Origin of the sequence: Gluconacetobacter azotocaptans (assembly GCF_014174355.1) — a bacterium.
Lineage (GTDB): Bacteria > Pseudomonadota > Alphaproteobacteria > Acetobacterales > Acetobacteraceae > Gluconacetobacter > Gluconacetobacter azotocaptans.
This window is the reverse complement of record NZ_JABEQF010000005.1, coordinates 340,054-360,669: the sequence shown is the minus strand read 5'-3', so window position 1 is coordinate 360,669 and position 20,616 is coordinate 340,054. Positions and strand designations below refer to the sequence as shown.

General features: G+C 68.4%; 19 protein-coding genes, 1 tRNA gene and 1 riboswitch. Of the genes, 5 read left to right on the top strand and 15 right to left on the bottom strand.

Features of this window, described 5'->3' with window-relative positions:
• Positions 1–51 precede the first annotated feature (51 nt).
• A complete protein-coding gene (apaG, locus tag HLH34_RS09280) occupies positions 52–462 on the bottom strand; it encodes a Co2+/Mg2+ efflux protein ApaG (RefSeq protein WP_244959803.1) in 411 nt (136 codons plus the stop codon).
• Positions 463–550: 88 nt separating this feature from the next.
• Positions 551–1,753 (bottom strand): O-succinylhomoserine sulfhydrylase, encoded by a 1,203-nt coding sequence (metZ, locus tag HLH34_RS09275; protein WP_183119276.1) that lies wholly within the window; start codon positions 1,751–1,753, stop codon positions 551–553.
• 122 nt (positions 1,754–1,875) lie between these two features.
• Positions 1,876–1,955: riboswitch (SAM riboswitch) on the bottom strand.
• Between the two features lie 129 nt (positions 1,956–2,084).
• On the opposite strand from metZ, the gene HLH34_RS09270 reads away from it, so the two are divergent.
• A tRNA-Gly gene (locus HLH34_RS09270) sits at positions 2,085–2,158 on the top strand.
• Between the two features lie 20 nt (positions 2,159–2,178).
• Here HLH34_RS09270 and HLH34_RS09265 read toward each other — a convergent pair.
• Entirely contained in the window at positions 2,179–2,718 is a 540-nt protein-coding gene (locus tag HLH34_RS09265) for a hypothetical protein (protein WP_373318566.1), read from the bottom strand.
• A 137-nt stretch (positions 2,719–2,855) separates the two neighbouring features.
• Here HLH34_RS09265 and HLH34_RS09260 point away from each other — a divergent pair, with 137 nt between their 5' ends.
• From HLH34_RS09260 to HLH34_RS09245, 4 genes are all read left to right on the top strand, one after another.
• A complete protein-coding gene (locus HLH34_RS09260; protein ID WP_183119274.1) occupies positions 2,856–3,083 on the top strand; it encodes a DUF1653 domain-containing protein in 228 nt (75 codons plus the stop codon).
• Between the two features lie 50 nt (positions 3,084–3,133).
• On the top strand, positions 3,134–4,708 hold the full coding sequence (locus HLH34_RS09255) for an adenosine deaminase family protein (RefSeq protein ID WP_183119273.1): 1,575 nt from the start codon (positions 3,134–3,136) through the stop codon (positions 4,706–4,708).
• Between the two features lie 68 nt (positions 4,709–4,776).
• Positions 4,777–5,826: a purine nucleoside permease gene (locus HLH34_RS09250; RefSeq protein WP_244959801.1), complete on the top strand. Its 1,050-nt coding sequence runs from the start codon at positions 4,777–4,779 to the stop codon at positions 5,824–5,826.
• A gap of 205 nt (positions 5,827–6,031) precedes the next feature.
• Complete coding sequence (locus tag HLH34_RS09245) at positions 6,032–7,366, top strand: globin-coupled sensor protein (RefSeq protein WP_183119272.1); 1,335 nt, start codon at positions 6,032–6,034, stop codon at positions 7,364–7,366.
• 41 nt (positions 7,367–7,407) lie between these two features.
• On the opposite strand, the gene HLH34_RS09240 is transcribed toward HLH34_RS09245, so the two are convergent.
• The 12 genes from HLH34_RS09240 to HLH34_RS09185 form a co-directional block, all read right to left on the bottom strand.
• Positions 7,408–8,040, bottom strand: a complete 633-nt coding sequence (locus tag HLH34_RS09240; RefSeq protein WP_183119271.1) for a PqiC family protein — start codon at positions 8,038–8,040, stop codon at positions 7,408–7,410.
• Positions 8,037–9,005, bottom strand: a complete 969-nt coding sequence (locus HLH34_RS09235) for an MlaD family protein (protein ID WP_183119270.1) — start codon at positions 9,003–9,005, stop codon at positions 8,037–8,039. Before HLH34_RS09235 ends, HLH34_RS09240 begins: the two co-directional genes overlap by 4 nt.
• A 3-nt stretch (positions 9,006–9,008) precedes the next feature.
• Positions 9,009–9,821 (bottom strand): ABC transporter ATP-binding protein, encoded by an 813-nt coding sequence (locus HLH34_RS09230; protein ID WP_240162098.1) that lies wholly within the window; start codon positions 9,819–9,821, stop codon positions 9,009–9,011.
• A gap of 3 nt (positions 9,822–9,824) precedes the next feature.
• Positions 9,825–10,961, bottom strand: a complete 1,137-nt coding sequence (locus HLH34_RS09225; RefSeq protein WP_183119269.1) for an ABC transporter permease — start codon at positions 10,959–10,961, stop codon at positions 9,825–9,827.
• Positions 10,962–11,076: 115 nt separating this feature from the next.
• Entirely contained in the window at positions 11,077–12,144 is a 1,068-nt protein-coding gene (locus tag HLH34_RS09220) for a hypothetical protein (RefSeq protein WP_183119268.1), read from the bottom strand.
• On the bottom strand, positions 12,119–13,492 hold the full coding sequence (locus tag HLH34_RS09215; protein ID WP_183119267.1) for an MBOAT family O-acyltransferase: 1,374 nt from the start codon (positions 13,490–13,492) through the stop codon (positions 12,119–12,121). The genes HLH34_RS09220 and HLH34_RS09215 overlap by 26 nt, the downstream gene beginning before the upstream one ends.
• 18 nt (positions 13,493–13,510) lie before the next feature.
• Positions 13,511–14,248, bottom strand: coding sequence for a 2OG-Fe dioxygenase family protein (locus HLH34_RS09210; protein ID WP_183119266.1), 738 nt, complete (start codon positions 14,246–14,248; stop codon positions 13,511–13,513).
• Complete coding sequence (locus HLH34_RS09205) at positions 14,241–16,700, bottom strand: mechanosensitive ion channel family protein (RefSeq protein ID WP_183119265.1); 2,460 nt, start codon at positions 16,698–16,700, stop codon at positions 14,241–14,243. Before HLH34_RS09205 ends, HLH34_RS09210 begins: the two co-directional genes overlap by 8 nt.
• 78 nt (positions 16,701–16,778) lie before the next feature.
• Positions 16,779–17,627 carry a hydroxyethylthiazole kinase gene (gene thiM / locus HLH34_RS09200; protein ID WP_183119264.1) on the bottom strand — a complete coding sequence of 283 codons (849 nt, stop codon included), beginning with the start codon at positions 17,625–17,627 and terminating at the stop codon, positions 16,779–16,781.
• Positions 17,628–17,649: 22 nt separating this feature from the next.
• Positions 17,650–18,249, bottom strand: coding sequence for an RDD family protein (locus HLH34_RS09195; RefSeq protein WP_183119263.1), 600 nt, complete (start codon positions 18,247–18,249; stop codon positions 17,650–17,652).
• A 54-nt stretch (positions 18,250–18,303) separates the two neighbouring features.
• Positions 18,304–19,539 carry a bifunctional glutamate N-acetyltransferase/amino-acid acetyltransferase ArgJ gene (gene argJ, locus HLH34_RS09190; RefSeq protein ID WP_183119262.1) on the bottom strand — a complete coding sequence of 412 codons (1,236 nt, stop codon included), beginning with the start codon at positions 19,537–19,539 and terminating at the stop codon, positions 18,304–18,306.
• Between the two features lie 93 nt (positions 19,540–19,632).
• Complete coding sequence (locus HLH34_RS09185; protein ID WP_183119261.1) at positions 19,633–20,583, bottom strand: peptidylprolyl isomerase; 951 nt, start codon at positions 20,581–20,583, stop codon at positions 19,633–19,635.
• Between the last annotated feature and the right edge of the window lie 33 nt (positions 20,584–20,616).

Sequence of the window (20,616 nt, the reverse complement as noted above, 5' to 3'; positions counted from 1 at the left end):
AAACATCCGGGAACAGGCGCGCGGGTCAGATGGAAGAGGCGATGACGTGCGTCAGTGGATGATCGCCGGGTGATACGGACAGTCCAGGCTGAAGGGCGGGATCTGGACGTCGAACTGCCGGTGCGTGTGCGGGTGGATCATGTGGTACAGCCCGCGCATGAAGCCGGTCGGCGTCTGCAATGCCGCGCCCGAGGTATATTCGAACGCCTGGCCGGGTTCCAGGACCGGCTGCTCGCCCACCACGCCGTCGCCATGGACATGCTCGATGCGGCCGGTGCCGTCGGTGATGTCCCAGGTGCGGCGCAGAAGCTGCACCGTCTCGGTGCCGTGATTCTCGATCCGGATGCGATAGGCCCAGGTGAAGCGGTGCGCGTCCGGCTGGGACTGGTCGTCCAGCCAGAACGTACGGACGATCACGCGGATTGCGTCGGTCGTCGCCTCGTAGCAGGGCGCGTTCTCCATGGCCTCGGCCAGCATGGCGTCCGGGTCGGGATCCATCCGGGGGGGAGGCTGTCTGTCGTTGACCATGGCGCGTTCCTGCCTGGGGGCGTCAGCGAAGCCCGAGGGCGGCGAGGCCGCGGGCCAGGTCGTTCTTCAGGTCCTCGGCGTCTTCCAGCCCGACCGAGAAGCGGATGACGCCGTCGGTGATGCCAAGCTGGGCGCGGTCCTCGGGGCTGATCTTCATGTGGGTGGTGGTGGCGGGATGGGTGACCATCGACCGCGCGTCGCCCAGATTGTTGGAAATCGCGATCAGCCGCAGCGCGTTCATGAAGGCGAACGCCCCGGCCTTGCCGCCCGCGACCTCGAAGGCCACCAGCGTCGATCCGCCCGTCATCTGGCGCTGCGCCAGTTCGTATTGCGGATGGTCGGGTCGGCCGGGATAGAACACCCGCGTGACCCCTTCGGCCCCGGCCAGGTAATCGGCGACGGTGGCGGCATTTTCGGTCATCGCGCGGACGCGCAGGGTCAGCGTCTCCAGCCCCTTGAGCATGACCCAGGCGTTGAAGGGCGACAGCGCGTTGCCGGTGTTGCGCGTGAACGGCTGCAGGGTGTTGGCGATCCAGTCCTGGGTGCCCAGCACCGCGCCGCCCAGTACGCGGCCCTGGCCGTCGATATGCTTGGTGCAGGAATAGACGACGACGTCGGCCCCCAGTTCCAGCGGCTTTTGCAGCAGCGGGGTGGCGAAGACATTGTCGACCACGACGATGGCCCCGGCCTTGTGCGCCAGGTCGGCGATGGCGCGGATGTCCAGGATTTCCAGCATCGGGTTCGACGGGCTTTCCAGCAGCACGGCGGCCGTGGGCTGGGCCAGCGCGGCCTGCCACCCCGCGAGGTCGCCACCGTCGACGAATACCGTCTCGACCCCGTAGCGCGGCAGCAGGTTGGCCACGATCCAGTGACAGGAGCCGAACAGCGCGCGCGACGCCACCACCCGGTCGCCGGCCTTGACGTGCGACAGCAGGGCGGACGACACTGCGCCCATGCCGGTCGAGGTCGCGATGCAGGCCTCGGCCCCCTCCAGGTCCGCCAGGCGCCGTTCCAGTGCCGCGACCGTGGGGTTGCCGAAACGGCTGTACTGGTAATGGACGACATCGCCGGTAAAGGTCGCTTCGGCCTGCTCCGCATTGTCGTAGACGAAACCCGACGTCAGGAACATCGCCTCGCTGGTCTCGCCGAAGGGCGTGCGCTCCATGCCGGCATGCAGAAGGCGTGTAGCGGGGCGGTAGGCGGTGTCGGTGGAGTCGTTGCTCATCAGGAGCTCCCGGAACAGAATCGTCAGAAGTGCCGAGGCTGTGGCCGTCCGGTGCCCTGTCGACACGGCCGGCCCCGCCTCGACGCGGCTACCCGACCGTGGAAACCGTGACGCCCGCGGGATTCTGGCGGAGTCAGGCCTCTTTAGCGCGTCTGTTTAACCTCGTCGCAAGCCGGCCGATCAAATCACGAGGGTCCGGCAAACCGCAGGGTACGTCGGACGACAGGGTTATTGCGGATCGGGGCAGGCGTCGTCAACCATCGCATCCCGCCGTGGCCCGCGTGGACGGATTGCATCGCCCGCGGCGCTGGGCTATAGGGGCGTCAGCGTCGCGGATGTAGTTCAATGGTAGAACGGCAGCTTCCCAAGCTGCATACGAGGGTTCGATTCCCTTCATCCGCTCCACGCCCATCCCCCTATTGATGTCAGTGCGGCTTCGGATGCTGCGCCTGGTAGCGTTCGATCGAGCGGCGCAAGTCGTCCATCGGCGGGGCCGGCATCGTGTCGCGGTAGGCATGGCCGTTCCAGACCCAGCGGTCGGTACCGTTGATGACCAAGTCGTGCATGCCGCCGTGCGTCCGGTGCGACAGCGAAACCGGGCCGCTGACCGAATCCAGCACCTTGGTCCAGTCGTCATGGCCTTTTTGCAGATAGACCGAGGTGGCGCATCCGGCGGAACCGCACAGGGCGGCGGATTGCAGCTGCACGAACAGCGCCGTTTCCCCCGCCCGGGTCGAGAGCGGCGCGGACCCCACCAGCACCACCGGCGTATCGCCGCGCCGGGCCGCCGCCGCGAGGTCGGCGGCATTGAGCTTGCGCGCCGTCTGGTCCAGGGCCGTGCCCGGCTGCTGCGTCAGCACGACCGGCCCATCGGGGATGGCGGTGTGGGATGTCCGGTGGGCGGGCGCCGCCCGGGCGGGGCGGTCCAGGGGCGGCGCCGCCGTCACGAGGAGAAGGGCAAACATATGACGGGGCAGTCGGTTCATGCGATGAAGTTCCGTCGGTTCGTACCGGCCGCTGCGGCACGGCCGTCGCGATGATAGCCCCGGCCGGCGCGGGGGGCGAGACGCAACAGGCAACGCATCACGGGGGGAAACGACGCATGACCGCAACCGACAGGACGCGGCCGGGGCTGTACCGGCACTACAAGGGCGGGCTTTATACCCTGCTGTGCGTCGGCCGCCATTCCGAGACCGAGGAATGGCTGGTCACCTATCGCAGCGAGGCCCGGGGCGATTACTGGGTCCGTCCCCTGTCGATGTGGGTCGAGGACGTGGACGGCATGCCCCGCTTCCGGCCCATCGGACCCGACGAGGTGGCCGGGCATTGATCCCCGGCGACCCTGTTGCGTTTTGGAATCGATCGCCGCACCATCGCCATATGTCGCGAATCGCCCTTGCCTGCGCCCTGGTCGGGGGCCTCGCCTCCCTGTTCTGCGCCGTCACGCCCGCTGTCGCCGCGCCGGACCCGGCGGATGCGGCCTTCGAGCGGATCCGCCACGACCCCGACCGCCTGGCGGTCGTGCTGCGCGCCATGCCCAAGGGGGCGGACCTGCACAACCATCTGGCCGGGGCGATCTACGCCGAAAGCCTGCTGGATTGGGCGGCCCACGACGGCATGTGCGTCGCACCGGGCCAGGGGCGTATCCTCTCGGGTCATTGCGCGCCCGCGTCCGGACAGGTGCCGGCCGGCGACCTTGTCGCCCGCCCCGACGACCGGGCGCGGATGATCGACGCGCTGTCGATGCGTGATTTCGTGCCTTCGCCGGACGACCGGTCGGGGCATGACCATTTCTTCGCCACCTTCGCCCGCTTCATGCCGGTCGAGGCCACGCATGGCGGCGACATGCTGGCCGAGGCCGTGACCCATGCGGCGGGCGACCATGTCCTGTATCTGGAACTGATGGTCTCGCCGCAATTGATGCCGGTGGCGCGGCTGGGCCTGAAGTACCCGCTGCGTGACGAGGGGTTTGCCGCCGCCGATCAGGCGATGGCCCCGGCGCTGCCGGCGCTGGTGGCCTCCGCCCGGCAGGAGGTGGACGCGATGGAGGCGCGCATGCGCGACGTGCTGCGCTGCGGCACCGCCCGGGCGCAGTCGGGGTGCGGCGTTGCGGTGCGCTACCTGTACCAGACGGTCCGCACCATGCCGCCGGCGATGGTCTTCCCGCAGCTCGATTTCGGCTATGCGCTGGTCAAGGCCGATCCGCGCTTCGTGGGCGTGAACATCGTGGCGCCCGAGGACGATGCCGTGGCCATGCGCGACTACAGCCTGCACATGCGCATGTTCGGCTGGCTGGCCCGCCGCGACCCGCAGGTGAAACTGTCGCTGCATGCCGGGGAACTGGCGCCGGGGCTGGTCCCGCCCGAGGGGCTGCGCGCCCATATCCGCGAGGCGGTCGAGGTCGCGGGGGCGCGGCGGATCGGCCATGGCGTCGATATCGTGCATGAGGACGATCCCGACGGGCTGATGGCGGAGATGGCGCGCCGCCGGGTGATGGTGGAAATCAACCTGACCAGCAACGACGTCATCCTGGGGGTCGCCGGTGCGGCCCATCCCTTCACCGCCTATCGCGCCGCGGGCGTGCCGGTGGCCCTGTCGACGGATGACGAGGGCGTGTCGCGCATCGACCTGACGCGGGAATACGAACGCGCGGCGACGACCTATGCGCTGGAATACGGCGCCCTGCGGGACCTGTCGCGCGCCGGGCTGGAATATGCGTTCGTGCCGGGCGACAGTCTGTGGCGCGGCACCGCGCCCTACCGCATGGTCGCGGCCTGTGCCGCCGTGCCGCCGGGGCCGGTCCCGGCGCGGGGCGCCTGCCATGACCTGCTGGCCCGCAGCGACAAGGCGCGCCTGCAATGGGACCTGGAGCACCGGCTTCATGATTTCGAGATCGGACTGATCGGCGAGGGCGGCCGGGGGGCCGCGACCGGTCGGCAAGAGGGGAACGGATGAAACTGACAGTACGCCTGACAGGCATGATGGGGGCCTGCGTGATGGGGGCCGGTATCGCGGCCGGCCTGATGGCTCCGGCCCCGGCGCGCGCCGCCGCCACCGCCGCCGCCACCGCGCAGATCCCGGTGCGGGTGGTCGTCGTGACCACGTTCGAGATCGGCAAGGACACGGGCGACATGCCGGGCGAATTCCAGACCTGGGTCGAGAAGCTGCCGCTGAAACAGGAACTGCCGGCCCCCGGCACCTGGCATGGCGTGATGCGCTACAACCCCGACCTGCAGGTGCTGGGCATCGCCAGTGGCGAAGGGCCGGAACATATGGCCTCGGCCATCACCGCCCTGGTCCTCGACCCGCGCTTTGATCTGCGCCAGGCCTATTTCGTGCTGGCGGGCATTGCGGGCATCGACCCGAAATTCGGGTCGGTCGGCTCGGCGGTCTGGGCGCCGCGCGTGGTCAACGGGGGGCTGGCCCATGCGATCGACGCGCGTGAAATACCGGCGGACTGGCCCGACGGCTACACCCCCGTGCAGGGCAGCCGCCCGGACGAACGGCCGGTGCCGCCGCTGCATTCGCTGTCCGGCGACATGGCCTATACGCTCAATCCGGGGCTGGTCCGCTGGGCCTATGCCCTGACGCGGTCCCTGACGCTGGAGGACACGACGGCGCTGAAGGCGATCCGCGCGCGCTATACGGGCTTCGTCCCCGCACAGGCGCCGCCGTCTGTCCTGCTGGGCGATACGCTGTCCGGCGAGACCTTCTGGGTCGGCGCCCGGATGAATGCCTGGGCCGAGCGCTGGGTGAATTACTGGACCAAGGGCGAGGGCGTTTTCGCCACCACCGCCGAAGAGGATGTCGGCTTCATGCAGGCCCTGTCCTTGCAGGCGCAGGCGGGGCGCATGGATCTGGACCGTGTGCTGCTGCTGCGGACCGCCAGCAATTTCGACATGCCGCCGCCGGGCCAGACGGCGGCCGACCTGCTGAAATCCGAGGCGAGTGAGGGCGGCTATTCGGGTTACCTGCCGTCCGTCGTTGCAGCCTATCAGGTCGGCAGCGTGGTGGTGCGCGAACTGTCCCGCAACTGGGACCGCTACGCCGCGCACGTGCCCCAGGCCCGGTGATTTCGGGGCTGGGCGCAGCGGTTCGCAAGAACCCCGCCCAGCCAGCCCGGAGCAGGAGGTCCGCATCCAGGGGCGCTGCCAGACCGGATTTCCAAAAAGGGCGCCTGGAACTCAGGCAAATCAAAGAGGAGGTATGTCGCCACGACATAGGCGGCATCGGGTTCGTTCTTTTGCGCCGGCTGGTTCGAATGTTATTCGATCCATCATGATTGACAACGTAGATCGCGACACGCGCCTCGGATTTCTCCAGATTGACGAAACAACCCGGGCCTCCCTGCGGGAGTTCCGTCCCGTGTTGGAGAAACACATCGACACGGTCCTGGATGCCTTCTACAGCCATGTCGCCAGGGCTCCCGAGGCCGCCAGGATTTTCGTTGGAAAGAGAATCGACCATGCGCGGGACATGCAGCGAATACACTGGCTGGATAACGTGTTCAGCGGGGCCTTTAACGAGCACTACTTTCGGCAGGCCGTAAATATTGGCCGCATCCACCAGCGTGTCGGTCTGGAACCGCGTTGGTATATGGCGGGCTATTGCTTCACGATCAACAAGCTGGTTGGAATTGCCAGCACATCCTACCAGGGCGACCCCGAACGCCTCGCGCGGATTGTCACCGCAATCAACAAGGCCGCCTTTCTCGACATGGATCTGGCGATATCCGTCTATATCGACGCCGGCAAGGAAGCGGCCGCCGTGCTGATGGGCCAGCATGCGGACAGCTTCGAGCGCGAAATCGCATCCACCGTCAATATCGTGGCCGAGGCGGCGACCAGATTGCGCGAAAATGCGCAATCGATGGCTGAATCCACCGGAATGACGGCGAAACAGTCAAACGCCGTTGCCGTGGCCGCCCAACAGGTCTCCAGCAACGTCCAGGTCGTCGCCGCTTCGACCGAACAACTCTCGTCTTCCATTCAGGACATCAGCGCGCAGGTCGGTCAGTCCGCGTCCATCTCAACGTCAGCCGTTGACGAGGCGCAAAATACCAATGCGATTGTTCAAAGTCTGGAAAAATCGGTCGGCCAGATTGGCGACGTCGTCAAGCTGATCAACAATATTGCAAGACAGACGAAGATTCTGGCCGTCAATGCCTCGATCGAAGCCGCCCGGGCAGGCGATGAGGGAAGAGGCTTCGCGGTGGTCGCCATGGAAATCAAGAACCTGGCCAATCAGACCGCCCAGGCGACCGATGAGATAGCGGCCCAGATCGTGAATGTTCAGGGCGCCACCTCGGACGCGGTGGGGGCGATTCAGAACATCGGCACCACCATCGGAAAAATCAACGAGATCGCGGGGGCCAGTGCGGCGACCGTCAAGGAGCAAGGGGCCGTAACCCAGGAAATTTCCCGAAATATACACGAGGTTTCCCAAAGCACTTCCATGGTCACCAGAAGCATTTCCCAGGTCACCCAAGCCGCCGATGCGTCCGGGCGAACCGGTCAGGATGTGGCAATAGCCTCGGCGAAGCTGTCTCGGCAGTCCGAGATCCTGTCCGAGAAGGTCAATAGTTTCCTCATCAAGGTTCGACACACGAACTAGAGGCGCCACAGGCGCCCGCTGCGCCTGGGTCCTTGCGGCATCTACCCTTTTGGCCAGCCGGCCACGATCCGGTCGGCCAACTGGTCCAGCAGCGCCTGCGTCAGGGTCGCGACCGCGCCGTCGGTGGCGGCGGAGCCCGACTGCGTCAGGCTGGCGCGATCGTGCAGGATGGGCAGGTGCGGATCGTGCGGGACGATCGACCAGTCGGCGTTCAGCGCCGCCGCACCGTCGCGCGTCACGTCCAGCCGGCTGATATTCACCGTCAGGCGCCACGTCGCGGGCAAGGGCTGGGGCTGGTCGCTGACGAACAGGTCCGTCCGGGCCTGCGCCAGACGCGCGGTGATCAGGTCGGTGGCCCCCACCGACAGGCGGCTGGCCCACCGGCCGCTGGCACTGCGTTCGATCTGGTTGCCGGCGCGGACCACGATGTCCTGCCCGTCCAGATAATCCGGCAGCACGACCCGCCCGACGTCGACGACCGGGGCAGTGGTGGCCAGCGGGGATGCGGTGACCGGCACCGCCCCGGTCGCGATCGCCGGCGCCCCCAGCGTGTAGAACCGTACCGGTGGCGACGCGCAGCCCGCCAGCACGGCCATCGGCAGCAGGGCGGACAGCAGGGCCACGCGGGCCGGACGGGTAGGGCGCGACAGGCGGGAAGGCGGTCGGGTCATCATGGGCGACGTCCCATCAGCAGAAGTTGCGGATTGCGCTCGACGTCGCTGGCGAAGCCGCGCAGGGCGGCGGCGGCGGCCGACAGGTCGCGCAGGGTGGAGTCGATGTTGGCGCGATCGGCCGAACGCGGCGAGGTCATGTCCCGTACGCCGGCCAGCGCCTCGCGCGCCTGGATCACCGTCTGGTCGGAGTTGACCAGCAGCGCGTGCAGGTCGGCGCCCCGGGCGTCAAGCTGGCGCGCGCCGGTGGTGGCCAGGGTGTCGATGCCGGTCAGGGTCGTATCCAGGCGCCGTTGCAGATCGTCGATGGCGCGGGCGGCGGCGTCGACGGCGGTCCGCGAATGGTCCGACGTCTGCTTCACGCTGTCGACCAGCGGCGGCAGGTCGCGGTCCAGCCGCTCGGACAACTGGCGGATGCTCTGCAACGCGATATTGGCGTTGTCGGCCAGTTCCTTCAGCGGCAACTGGGTCAGAGTTTCCTGGACCTTCTGGATGGCGGATTGCCGGGTGGGAATTTCGGTCGTCGTCGCGATGTCGGGATGCAGCATCGCGGGGGACGCCGGATCGAAATCCAGGTCGATTTCCGACTGTCCGGTCACGAAGCTCTGCACGTTCAGCGAGGCCCGCAGCCCATGGTCGATCAGGTCTTGCAGGTGCAGGGGGCGATGGCCGTTGTCCCCGCCGCTCAGCATCACCTTGCCGGGCTGCAATTCGATCGTGACGGGGATGAAGGCCGCATGGACCCTGGGGTCGAAGGTGATCGAAATCTCGTCCACCGCGCCGACGCGCACGCCCCGGAACGTGACCGGCGCGCCCACCGTCAGGCCGGAGGTCGAGCCCTGGAAGATCACCACCGCCTGCCGGGTGCCGGCGAAGAAGTGGAAATTGCCGAAGAACATCAGGGCGGCCATTCCCAGCGCCACCCCACCGACGACGAACGCGCCGACGGCTGTCTGTCTGTTTGCCATGGGTCAGTCGGTCCTTCCGGACGGGGTTTCGGGGCGTTCGCGATGCATGAAGGCGTGGACCTGCGGATCGTCGCAATGATCGCGCAGCCAGGACGGGGCGCCCCGGGCGATCGGCGTCTTGGTGCGCGCGTCGAGGAAGATGCCGTCATCGGCAATAGCGAACAGGCTGGGCAGTTCGTGGCTGACGATGATGATCGTCGCCCCCAGCCCGTCGCGCAGGTTGACGATCAGGTCGTCCAGCCGGGCCGAGGTAATGGGGTCCAGCCCGGCCGAGGGCTCGTCGAAGAACAGGATGTCGGGGTCCAGCGCCATGGCGCGCGCCAGTCCCGCGCGCTTCTTCATGCCGCCGCTGAGTTCCGAGGGGTACTGGTCGATCGCATGCAGCATGTCGACCAGGCCCAGCTTCAGTTCCACCAGGCGGCGGATGGTGCCGGGGTCCAGCTTGGTGAACATCTGCATCGGCAGGGCGACGTTCTCGCCTACCGTCAGCGAACTCCACAGCGCGGCGCTCTGGAACAGTACGCCGAAGCGGCGGCTGACCTCCACGCGGTGGGCGTCGTCGCCCTGCCAGTAATTGTCGCCGCCGACCAGGTACCGGCCCTGGCGCGGGCGCAGCAGGCCGATCATGCTTTTCAGGATCGTGCTCTTGCCGCATCCCGACCCGCCCATGACGGCGAAGATGCTGCCGCGCCGGACGTCGAAGGACACGTTCTGCTGGATGATCTTGGGACCGAACGCCAGCGTGATGTCCTGCAGCGACATCAGGGTTTCGCGCTTCGCATCGCCAGGAGACATGTCAGGAACCGTGTCGATCATGCCTCAGATCCCCAGCGTGTTGGCGATGACGGCGAAGATCGCATCCAGCGCGATGACGCCGACGATCCCGACCACCACCGCCCGCGTCGCCGCCACGCCGACATCGGCCGCGCTGCGTCCGGCCCGCAGGCCGATGCGGCAACTGGTCAGGCCGATCAGGGCGGCGAAGAAGATGCTCTTGACGAAACCGAATTCGAACTGGCTCAGCGCGATGGCATTGATCGTCTGGTGGAAATAGCCCGCGCCGGTCACCGTCAGCATGCCGATGGCCACGCAGAACCCGCCCAGCATGCCGATCAGGCAGCCATACAGGTACAGGAACGGCATGGTCAGGATCAGCGACAGGATCGACGGCAGGATCAGGTAGCTGGACACCGGAATGCCGAAGACGGTCAGGGCGTCGATTTCCTCGTTGCCCTGCATGGTGGCGATCCGCGCGGCATAGGCGCCCCCGGTGCGTCCGGCCATGATGATCGCGGTCATGACGGCGGACATCTCGCGCACCACGGCGATGCCGACCAGGCTGGCGACATAGATGTCTGCGGCGAATTTGCGCAACTGCACTGCGCCGACGAAGGCCAGGATGGCGCCGATCAGGAAATTGACGATGCCGACGATCAGCAGCGCCGACGGCCCGGCGTCGCGGACGTTGGACATCAGGTCCGTCCACCGCATGCGCCCGCGACCGGTGGCCGCCGCCAGGGCGCCGCGCGCGGTCTCGGCCCCCAGTTCGGTGACGGTGCCGATCTCGGTCAGGCTGTCGATGGTGTAGGCACCCACGGCCGTGACGGGCGCGAAGGCGCGGTGCGGCGGCGCGGGCGGTGGCGCGGGCTGTTCCGGCAGAAGGTCCAGCAGCTTGCGCGCCGAATCCGGCAGCGTGTCGGTGCGCAGTTCCAGCCCCGCGCGGGTCGCCTGCTGTTTCAGGTCCCACAGAAAGCTGATCAGCGCGGTATCCCACCGCCCCAGGGATTCGGTCCGGAAGGCGATGCCCTGCCCCTTTTCCACCTGGCGCAACCCGTCGGCGGGAAAGGGGGGAATGCGGCCATCCTGGGCGATCCATTCCCCGGACAGGACGACCACGGTTCCGGACGCATCACTGTCCAGGTGCCATTCCGGCTGGCCGTGATCGGTCGCGTTCACCAGCCTCTCCAATCGGTTCGGGGCCTCCCCTCGGGACGATCATCTTCCATAACAGATGACCGGTCATCGGCAAGGGCCACCTGGCGCATGGCGCCCGATGCCCCAGGGCGGGGCGTCAGCGCGCCAGCGGGACCAGGATTTGCGCATCGGCTGGCGGGACGGGCTGGCCGGCGCGGGCAGCCGCCAGGTCGTTCATGATCGTCCGCGCCACGGCCATGCGGTAATGAATGGGGTCCCAGAAATTGTCGCGCGCGGCCGTCAGTGGCCCGGGGATGTCGAAATCGATCACCAGCGTATGGGGGCTGCCGCGACCGATGGCGGCTACGGCCTGGCGGCAGGCGTCCCGCGTCGCGGCGACGACGCTGCCGGGAGCGCCCTGCATTTCGGGCGCCGTCGGGGGAAACCACAGGACCTTCGTGGTGTCGGCGGGAATGGCGTCGACCATCCGGCGCAGCATCGGCATTGACAGCGGAGGGGCAACCGGCCCCGTCGCCTTGCGGAGGTCGAAGTTCCAGCCCCGGAACTGGGCGTCCACCCGGCGGGGATCGTACCGGTCGTCGGGCGGCACGAAGCTGGTATAGCCGTCCGAGCCGAAGCGCTGGCGCTTGTGCCCGATCAGCCACATGAACTGGTTGGCGGCTTCCTGCACGGCATACAGGTTCATCATGTCCGCATAGCCGCGCCAGCGCGAGCCCTCGTACATCCAACCGGGCATCGGCCGGTTCGCGCTGGAAAGGGTGGTGGGCGAGGCGAAGCACCAGGAGGCGTCGATGTCGATCAGCACCACGCGCGGGGCGGCATGGTGGCGCAGGAACAGCCGCAACAGCCGGTCCTGCTCCCACGGGGTCGCGCTGTTCATCGCCATGTTCGACAGGCGCGCGCCGAAGGGGGCATCCATGATCGCCGGTTGCAGCAGGCGCCCCGTCGAGGTGCCGACCATGGTGGAATCGAAGCGGTCGCTGCGGGCCAGCACCGGCATCGTATAGCGCGCGTTGGTCGAAATCGGGATGCGGTGCAGCGGCGGCGACAGCGGCAGCATGTCCCATGGATCGACCGTCACGACGAACAGGAAGACGAACAGCCCCGCCCCGCCCAGTGTGGCGGCGAACGTCAGGGCGAAGCGCCGCCAGGCCCCCGCATGACCGGCACAGGGCCGGTCAGAACTGGAAATAGATGAACGCATCCGGAATCCGCCCCCCGATCAGCAGCAGCAGGAACACGAAGGCGATGCCCGCCGGCACGGCCAGCAGCGGGGAGGGACGCATCCTCGACACCGCATCCTGCGACGACGGCCCGATCACGGCCACGGCCAGCGCGATCCAGAACAGCGCGGCATCGTGGATGGGCGCGCGCCCCACGCCGTGAAGACCCGCCATGGCGCGCAGCATCCGCGTCGCGGTCGGGAAGTCGGGGGCGCGGAACAGTACCCAGCCCAGGATGACGAACAGCATGGTGGCGGCCCAGGCCAGCGGCGCGGCCAGCCGGATGCCGGTCCGGCTCCAGACGTGGTTGACCGACAGGGCTGCGCCATGCAGCGCGCCCCAGGCCACGAACGTCCATCCCGCGCCATGCCACAACCCGCCCAGCGCCATCGTCGCGACCAGATTGGCGATCTGGCGTGCCGTGCCCTTTCGGTTGCCGCCCAGCGGGATATAGAGATAGTCGCGCAGGAAGCGCGACAGCGTCATGTGCCAGCGCCGCCAGAAGGCCCGGATGCTGGTCGCGCGATAGGGTGCGTCGAAGTTGAACGGCAGGCGGAGACCGAACAGCAGCGCCATGCCGATCGCCATGTCGGAATAGCCGGAAAAATCGAAGAAGATTTGCAGGCTGTAGGAAATCGCCGCCAGCCATCCCTGGGCCATGTTCAGCGAAGCACCATGCGCCGCCTGCTCGAACAGCGGGTTGCAGACCTGCGCCAGGCTGTCGGCCAGGCCGGCCTTCTTCGCCAGGCCGATCAGCAGCAGCATCGACCCGCGCGACAGGTTCTCCCATACGGCGGGGCCGTGCGGGTCGGTTTCGAATTGCGGCACGATCTCGCTGTGCCGGACGATCGGGCCGGCGATCAGCTGCGGGAAGAATGTAACGAATTCCAGGAAATCCAGCGCGCTGCGCACCGGCCGCGCCCCGCGCAGCAGGTCGGCGTGATAGGCGATCTTCTGGAATACGAAGAACGACACGCCCAGCGGCAGGGCGATGGCCCACGCCGTGTGATGCCGCCCCAGGGCGGTCGCGATGCTCTCGGCGAAGAAATTCGCATATTTGAAGAAACCGAGGATCAGCAGGTTCAGCACCAGCCCGGTGACGGGCCAGATCTTCTGCCCGGTCGCCGCCCACGCGCGGCCCAGCCCCCAGTTGGCCAGCGTCAGCCCGACCAGCGCCGGGACGAAGCGCCAGTCCCAGAAGCCGTAGAACACCAGCGAGGCGCCCACCAGCACCGCCTGCCTGGCCGTGCGGCGACGGGCGCAGAGATGGAACAGGATCAGCGTCGCCGGCAGGAAGCCCAGCAGGAAGCCTTGGGTACTGAACAGCATGTCGGCTCGGCGCGGCCCTTACTGGTGCCGGAAGGTCACGACCAGCACGTCGCGATAGGCCGGGCGCGTGGGGTCGATCGGCCGGACGGCGGTAACGCCGTGATAGACCCGGTTGTCGTCGACCAGCGCCGCGTCCAGCGGTTCGGCCAGGGTGAAATGGCCGACCTGCTGCCGGTGCAGATCGTGGATCGAGGTCTCGCCGCTGGCCACGTTCTCGCGCCGGACCATCAGGACCAGGACCCAGTCGACGCCGTCGCGATGCAGCCCCTCGGGCGTCGGTTCGCCGGGTTCGTCCGGCCGGGCTTCGATGCGGAATTGATGGATTTCGGCATGCCAGGCGTCGGGCCGCCCGGCGGGCGGCGTCAGGTCGGTCACCAGCCGGTGCATCAGGCGCAGGATGGCCAGCAGGGCGGGGTGGGCGCCGGTGGCGGTTTCGACCGGGCGGAACCAGCGCTCGATCCCGCCATTCAGTTCGTTGTAGTCGCGGCTTTGGTAATGCGGCTGGTGCTTCTTGCGCTCGGTCGCGTCAGCGGTGACGGTGAATGTCGCGTGCCGCCGCCGGCGATAGCGCCCGCCATCGGCCATGTAGCGGTCCAGCCCCAGCCGGTTCCAGCTGTCGGCGAAACCTGCCCAGTCCGCCAGCCCGTAGGGGGCCAGCAGGGTGCGCATCACGGGCGCGCGCAGGAAGGCGAACCCGCCGGCGCGCAGCGGGGCCTCGACCTGTTCCAGGGTGGGCAGGGTGGGGGCGTCAGTCATGGGCAGGGTCCGGCTGGGGTGGCTCGGGCGTGTCCTGGCGGATGCGCAGCGGATTGGGCCCGGCATTGGTCATCATGGAAATGGCGGTGGGGATCGGGAACTTCACGCCCTCCTTGACCATGCGCAGCCCCAGCCGGCGGTAATATTCGCGCGACACCTTCCATTTGGCGCCCGGCGCCGTGCGGATCGACCCCAGGAATTTCGCCCCGTTGCCGTCCGCGACCTCGACACCGAGGAAGGTGAAGTCCGACAGGATCATGGGGGCGAAGGCGTCGTCGGCGCGCATGCCCGCCACGACGTCGGCCAGGATGGCGGCGACGCGGTCGGGGTCTTCGCTGAGGTCCAGCATGAAGGACACGACGATGACGTTGTAATCGCGCGAGGTGTTGGCGATCGACGTGACCGACGAGAACGGGATGATATGGACATCGCCCGACGTCGTGCGCAGGCGCAGCGTGCGGATCGACAGATGTTCCACCGTGCCCGAGACGCTGCCCGCCGTCACCCAGTCGCCGACCTGCATGGCGTTTTCCACCAGCATGAAGAAGCCGGTGATGAAATCCTTGACCAGGCTCTGCGATCCGAAGGCGATGGCGGCGCCCAGGATGCCGGCACCGGTCAGCAGCGGTGCGACGTTGATGCCGATCTGCGACAGCGTCGTCACGGCGACGATGACGATGATGAAGGTCAGCAGCACGGTGCGGATGATCGGCAGGACGGTGCGCAGCCGGATGGCGCGGGACGCCTGCTCGGTCGTCTCGAAGCGGGTGATCTGGGTCTGCAGGGCGGCATTGGCGATTTCCCACACCACCGTGGCGATGGTGAAGGCGATCAGGATCGACAGCACGGCCGCCACGATGCGGGTGCCCAGCGCGCCGTGCAGGAAGAAGGCGAAGGTGGGAATCCCCCAGGCCTGCAGCAGGATGACAATGGTGGCGAAGATCAGCAGCGCCGACAGGCTGCGCCGCGCCAGGGGATAATAGTAATCCGCCCGCGCCTGCAGGCCGGGATAGCGCGCCTCGACATCGTCGCTGACATGGAACAGGCGGTTCTGCATGCCGAAGGCCAGCACCGCCAGGACCCGCGACAGCAGGATCACGATGACGGTCAGCGCCATGGTGCGCCAGATCCAGGCGTAGCCGCCGCGGATCTGCGTCGCCCACACCAGCCACAGCGCCAGGTCGAAGACCATCGCCGGCAGCCACCAGAACTGCACCAGCCGCCCCACGAAAATCCAGAACGACCGGCCCTGGAACCGTGCGGGCGGCTGCAGGGCGCCGGCGACCGGCCGGCGGATGCGCCAGATGAACAGCGCGATCAGGATATGTTCGCCCAGCACGATGGCGCGGATCATCGCCTGGGTTCCGCGGGGGGCCAGATGGAACAGCGCGCCCAGCGACGACAGGCAGACGACGATCGACGGGACCGCGACCAGCAGGGTCCACCAGCGGATCACGATGCGGGCGGTGGAATCCGAAGCCTTGCACAGGCGGATGGTCGGCGATTTCGGGACGAAGACCGTCTCGACCAGCAGGTAGGCGCCCCGCGCGATGATGTAGGCGTTGGTCAGGGTCAGCGTCACCAGTTCCGCCTGGTCGGAGACCGTCAGGAACGCCGCGCCCGCGTAGCCGACACCCAGGAACAGCGCGACCGGGATCAGTTTGATCAGCAGATGCAGCAGCGAGAAGGGGATGCGCCCGATGATGCGCAGGGTTTCGTGCTGCTTGCGGTCGTCCTGCTGGCGGGTTTCCTGCGTCTTCTGTTCGGCCGCCGTCTCGGGCAGGGCCTCGGTGGCGGGCGGGGCCTCGGTCGCGCGGCGGTTCAGGCGCCGCTCGGCCTCGACCGCGCGCGAAGTCACGGCGGCCAGCGGCCGGCGCAGGGCGATGGACAGCCCGCGTTCGGCGGCCAGGGCCACCAGGACGATCGCCCCGGCCCGGCCGAACGCGTCGAGCAGCGTCTGGCGCGATTGCGGGCTGGCCAGTTCGCTGTGCACCCAGCGGCCGACGAACGCCAGGTCGGAGAACAGGCCGGCGAACTGCCGGGCCTGCCGCACCGTGGCGTCGCGCACGCCCGACAGTTCGCCCACGATGTCGCTGCCCAGGCTGTCGGGTTCCAGCGTCCCGTCATCGGACGTATTCGCCGGGGCGGAGGCAGCGGCCGGCTTGGCGGCAGCCGCCGGGGCAGCGGCGGGCGCGGGCAGAGTGCCGGCGATAGCCGACAGGGTGCGGGTGAATTCCGCCCGCTTCTGCGGATCGTTCAGCACGCCCAGCACCTGCTGCGCCTGCTGGGCGGTCATCGTAGGGGCGGACGGGGGGGCGGCGGCCAGGGCCGGGCCGGCGCCCGACGACAGTAGCAGAAACAGGGCGGCGATCAGGCCGGACCACGCTCTCCGATGGATGGTCTTCCCCGAGGGGCGGGGGGACGGGGATCTGGAAACGGGGGAAACCGGCATGCCTGTTTAGTGCCTCCTGTTGCCGATGGAACGGTCGCCGCGGACCGGGCAAGGATATTCTGTATAGGGAAAACCGGATCAGGGTTCGAGAGGGGCGATCCGGGCGTGCTCCGTCACCGTCTGCCTGTCCAGCCGGTACAGCATATCCAGGATCGCGACCTGGAGGCTGCCGGGCCCCGGCGCGGTCCGGGCGGCCAGTTCGCCGGCCAGGCCGATCAGGACCATGGCATGGGCGCAGGCGGCCATGGCGTCGTCCCCCACCGCCAGGCAGGCGCCGGCGATGGCGGTGGCCGTGCAGCCCAGTCCGGTGACGCGGGTCATCATCGGGTGGCCGTTGGCCACCGTCGCGACCCGGGGGCCGTCCGTAATGTGGTCGGTGGCGCCGCTGACGGCGACGCAGGCCCCGGTGGCGCGGGCCAGGCTTCGTGCGGCCGGCAGGGCCTCCGCCGCGCCGGACAGCGAATCGACACCGCGTCCCGATGGCGGAGCGTCGCCGCCGGCCCCGCGCAGATGCGCCAGCGCCATGATTTCGGAGGCGTTGCCGCGAATAGCCCGGGGGCCGTCGGCCAGGCTGTCCAGCGCGACGCGCGAGCGAAAATCCAGTACCCCGACCGCGACCGGGTCGAGGATCCAGGGCGTGCCGGACAGGCGGGCCACGCGGGTTGCCCGCGCGATGGCGGCGGCCTGCGGCACGGTCAGCGTGCCCACATTGACCACCAGGGCGGCGGCCAGGGGCACCAGCTGCGCGACTTCGTCCTCGGCCTCGACCATCGCGGGGGACGCGCCGATCGCCAGCAGGGCGTTGGCGGTGCTGTTGGCCACGACGATGTTGGTGATGTTGTGGATCAGGGGCGTGCGCGCGCGGATGCGTTCCAGCGTGTCGGCGACGGCGGCGGGCGTGAACGGGGCGGGTGGGGAAAGGGTCATGGAACCTCCCTCCACGCCGGGGTCAGCCCGGCGGGGCAAAACTGAGCAGGGCCTCCTCCTGCCGGCGGATCACGCAGGTGCCGGCAAGCAGGTCGTGCAACCCCTGCTTGCGCGACGTCCACATGACCATCAGAAAGCCGAAGCCGCACAGCAGCAGGGACAGGAACTTGCCGAAATACCGGCCGGCGGCGCGGCGGATGCTGATGCGCCCGCCATGCAGGTCGGTGACGCGCATGCGGCACAGCAGCTTGCCCGGCGTGGCCTGCAGGCGCGAGGCTTCGAACAGGATGAAATACAGCGCCGGCAGCACGAATTGCAGGAATTCATACAGGCCGCTGCCATGCCAGGCGGGCTGGAGCATGTTGTACGAATAGGAATAATCGAGGGGCACGATGTCGGCGATCTGGTACTTGCCGCCGCCCATCCCGCCGCCTGTTCCGCTGTCGAGGATGGTGATCGACAGGCTGGGCGCGACCGCACGGCTGATGGCCCAGCCGAGGACGCACACGACCATCGTATCGACCCACCATGCCAGGACGCGGAACCAGAAACCGGCATAGAGCCAGACATGGCGGGGCGGGACGCGGCCGAACGGGCTGGTGCCAAAAGGCGTATCGGACATGGTGCGCGTCCTTGGCAGGGATCGTGGAAGGCTGGGGCTGGCCGGGGCCGGCGGTCAGCTCCGGTACGATCCGTTGATGTCGATATAGCCGTGGGTCAGGTCGCAGCTCCAGGCGGTGCTGGCGCCGTTGCCCAGGCCCAGGTCGATGTCGATGTCGATCTCCTGCCCCTTCATGTGGGCGACGACCGGCGTTTCGTCATATCCCGTCACCACGGTGCCGTTGCGCGCGATCCAGACCCCGCCCATCGCGATCGACAGGGTGTCGCGGTTGGCGGGTTCGCCGCTCTTGCCGACGGCCATGACGACCCGGCCCCAGTTCGCGTCCTCGCCGGCGATCGCCGTCTTGACCAGCGGCGAGTTCGCGACGGCCAGCGCGACCCGGTGGGCGGATTCGTCGGACGTGGCGCCGGTGACCTGGATGCGCATCAGCTTGGTGGCGCCCTCGCCGTCGCGGACCACCAGCAGCGCCAGTTCCAGCAGCAGGGAATCGAGCGCTTCGGCGAAGTCGGCCAGGGCAGGGTCGGTTTCGGCGGCGATCGGCGGGTTGCCGGCCAGTCCGGTGGCGAACAGCAGCACCATGTCCGAGGTCGAGGTATCGGAATCGACCGTCGTGCGGTTGAAGCTCTTGTTCGTGCCCGCCGACAGCAGCGCCTGCAGGACCGGGGCCGGCAATGCGGCGTCGGTCGCGACGAAGCACAGCATGGTCGCCATGTCGGGGGCCACCATGCCGCTGCCCTTGGCGATGCCCTGGATCCGCACGGGGGTGCCGCCGATCGTGGTCTCGCGGACCGCGCCCTTGGGGAAGGTATCGGTGGTCATGATGCCGCGCGCGGCATCCGCCCAGCCGTTGTCCGACAGGGTGGCGTACAGGCCGGGCAGGGCATCGGTGATCTTCTGGTGGGGCAGGATTTCGCCGATCACGCCGGTCGAGGCCAGGAAGACCTGGCTGGCGGCGCAGCCGACAAGGCGGGCGGCGTCGGCGGCGTTGGCCTGCGTGGCCTCGAACCCGGCGCGGCCGGTGAAGACGTTGGCGTTGCCGGCATTGACCACCAGCGCGCGGGCGACGCCTTGCGGCAGGGCCGCGCGGCACCAGTCGACCGGGGCGCCGGGGCATTTGCTGCGGGTAAAGACTCCCGCGACCGTGGTGCCGGGCGCGAATTCGGCCATGACCAGGTCGGTGCGCCCCGTATAGCGGATGCCGGCGGCAGCCGCGCCGAACCGGACACCGGCCACAGGAGCCAGTGCGGGCATCGGCCGGGCGAGGGGGGATACGGGAAGGGGGGCTGCCATCGGTCCGGTCTTCTGTCCTGCGCGGCTTCGGGGCGGTCGTGGCCCGGCCCCGAGAAGGGGGCCGGGTGGTGGGGGCGGCGTAGGCCGCCCGCTTTACTTCTTCGCGGGGGTCGCCTTGGCCGGCGGAGTGGCCGGGATCGGCTTGCCGCTGGGATCGTAACGCACGATCGTCACGCCCGCCACCGCCTTATCCACCGCCTGGCGGACGCCCTGCTGGATCAGCTTCTGGCGGATCTCGTCATGCACCGCGTCCAGCTTGGGCACGGCCGCGGTACGAGTGTCCAGCACTTCGATCACGTGCCAGCCGTACTGTGAATGAACCGGCGTCTGGCTGAAGGTGTGGGGCTTCATGGCGAAGGCCGCGTCCGAGAACGCCGGCAGCATGTCGCCCTTCTTGAACCAGCCCAGGTCGCCGCCGTTCTGCTTGGCCGACGCCTTGTCGGTCGACAGCTTGGTCGCCAGCGCGCCGAAATCGGCCCCGGCCTTCAGTTGCTTGATGATGCCGGTCGCCTCGGCCTCGGTCGCCACCAGGATATGGCGGGCATGGACCTCGGTCTCGGGCTTCTTGTTGGCGTAGTTCTGGTTGTAATAATCCTGGATCGCCGCATCCGTCAGCGTCGGGGCGACCTGCTGCGACAGATAGGCGTTCTGCAGCGCGTTGGTGGCGGCGGCATGCATCTGCGCCTGGACGTCCGGCTGATTCTGCAGGCCGGTGCGCAGGGCCGCCGCCTGGATGGCCTTCTGGTCGATCAGCTGGTTCAGCAGCATCGGGAAGATCATGTTGGGCGGCAGCTGGCGCAGCTGCGCCGGCATCGTGGCCGCGGCCTGGCGCACGTCGTCCAGGTGGATGTCCTCGCCATTCACGGTGGCGACGACGGGGTTCGGATTGGCCGGAGCCGCAGGGGTGGCCGATGCGGCGGCCGGGGCGGCTGCCGGTGCGGCCGGCGTCGCCGCGGGGGCCGCGGCACGGGCATGAGGGGCGAAAAGCGCAGGAGCGAGCAGGGCCGCCGCCATGAAGGAGGCTGCCGGGCTGGAAAGCCGCATGTGTTGAAAACCCTAAGATATAAAGCGTCTCGG

Coding starts and splice junctions, on each gene's coding strand:
- apaG (WP_244959803.1), bottom strand. CDS start 462: ATGGAGAACGCGCCCTGCTACGAGGCGACGACCGACGCAATCCGCGTG.
- metZ (WP_183119276.1), bottom strand. CDS start 1,753: ATGAGCAACGACTCCACCGACACCGCCTACCGCCCCGCTACACGCCTT.
- HLH34_RS09265 (WP_373318566.1), bottom strand. CDS start 2,718: ATGTTTGCCCTTCTCCTCGTGACGGCGGCGCCGCCCCTGGACCGCCCC.
- HLH34_RS09260 (WP_183119274.1), top strand. CDS start 2,856: ATGACCGCAACCGACAGGACGCGGCCGGGGCTGTACCGGCACTACAAG.
- HLH34_RS09255 (WP_183119273.1), top strand. CDS start 3,134: ATGTCGCGAATCGCCCTTGCCTGCGCCCTGGTCGGGGGCCTCGCCTCC.
- HLH34_RS09250 (WP_244959801.1), top strand. CDS start 4,777: ATGGCTCCGGCCCCGGCGCGCGCCGCCGCCACCGCCGCCGCCACCGCG.
- HLH34_RS09245 (WP_183119272.1), top strand. CDS start 6,032: ATGATTGACAACGTAGATCGCGACACGCGCCTCGGATTTCTCCAGATT.
- HLH34_RS09240 (WP_183119271.1), bottom strand. CDS start 8,040: ATGATGACCCGACCGCCTTCCCGCCTGTCGCGCCCTACCCGTCCGGCC.
- HLH34_RS09235 (WP_183119270.1), bottom strand. CDS start 9,005: ATGGCAAACAGACAGACAGCCGTCGGCGCGTTCGTCGTCGGTGGGGTG.
- HLH34_RS09230 (WP_240162098.1), bottom strand. CDS start 9,821: ATGATCGACACGGTTCCTGACATGTCTCCTGGCGATGCGAAGCGCGAA.
- HLH34_RS09220 (WP_183119268.1), bottom strand. CDS start 12,144: ATGCGTTCATCTATTTCCAGTTCTGACCGGCCCTGTGCCGGTCATGCG.
- HLH34_RS09215 (WP_183119267.1), bottom strand. CDS start 13,492: ATGCTGTTCAGTACCCAAGGCTTCCTGCTGGGCTTCCTGCCGGCGACG.
- HLH34_RS09210 (WP_183119266.1), bottom strand. CDS start 14,248: ATGACTGACGCCCCCACCCTGCCCACCCTGGAACAGGTCGAGGCCCCG.
- HLH34_RS09205 (WP_183119265.1), bottom strand. CDS start 16,700: ATGCCGGTTTCCCCCGTTTCCAGATCCCCGTCCCCCCGCCCCTCGGGG.
- thiM (WP_183119264.1), bottom strand. CDS start 17,627: ATGACCCTTTCCCCACCCGCCCCGTTCACGCCCGCCGCCGTCGCCGAC.
- HLH34_RS09195 (WP_183119263.1), bottom strand. CDS start 18,249: ATGTCCGATACGCCTTTTGGCACCAGCCCGTTCGGCCGCGTCCCGCCC.
- argJ (WP_183119262.1), bottom strand. CDS start 19,539: ATGGCAGCCCCCCTTCCCGTATCCCCCCTCGCCCGGCCGATGCCCGCA.
- HLH34_RS09185 (WP_183119261.1), bottom strand. CDS start 20,583: ATGCGGCTTTCCAGCCCGGCAGCCTCCTTCATGGCGGCGGCCCTGCTC.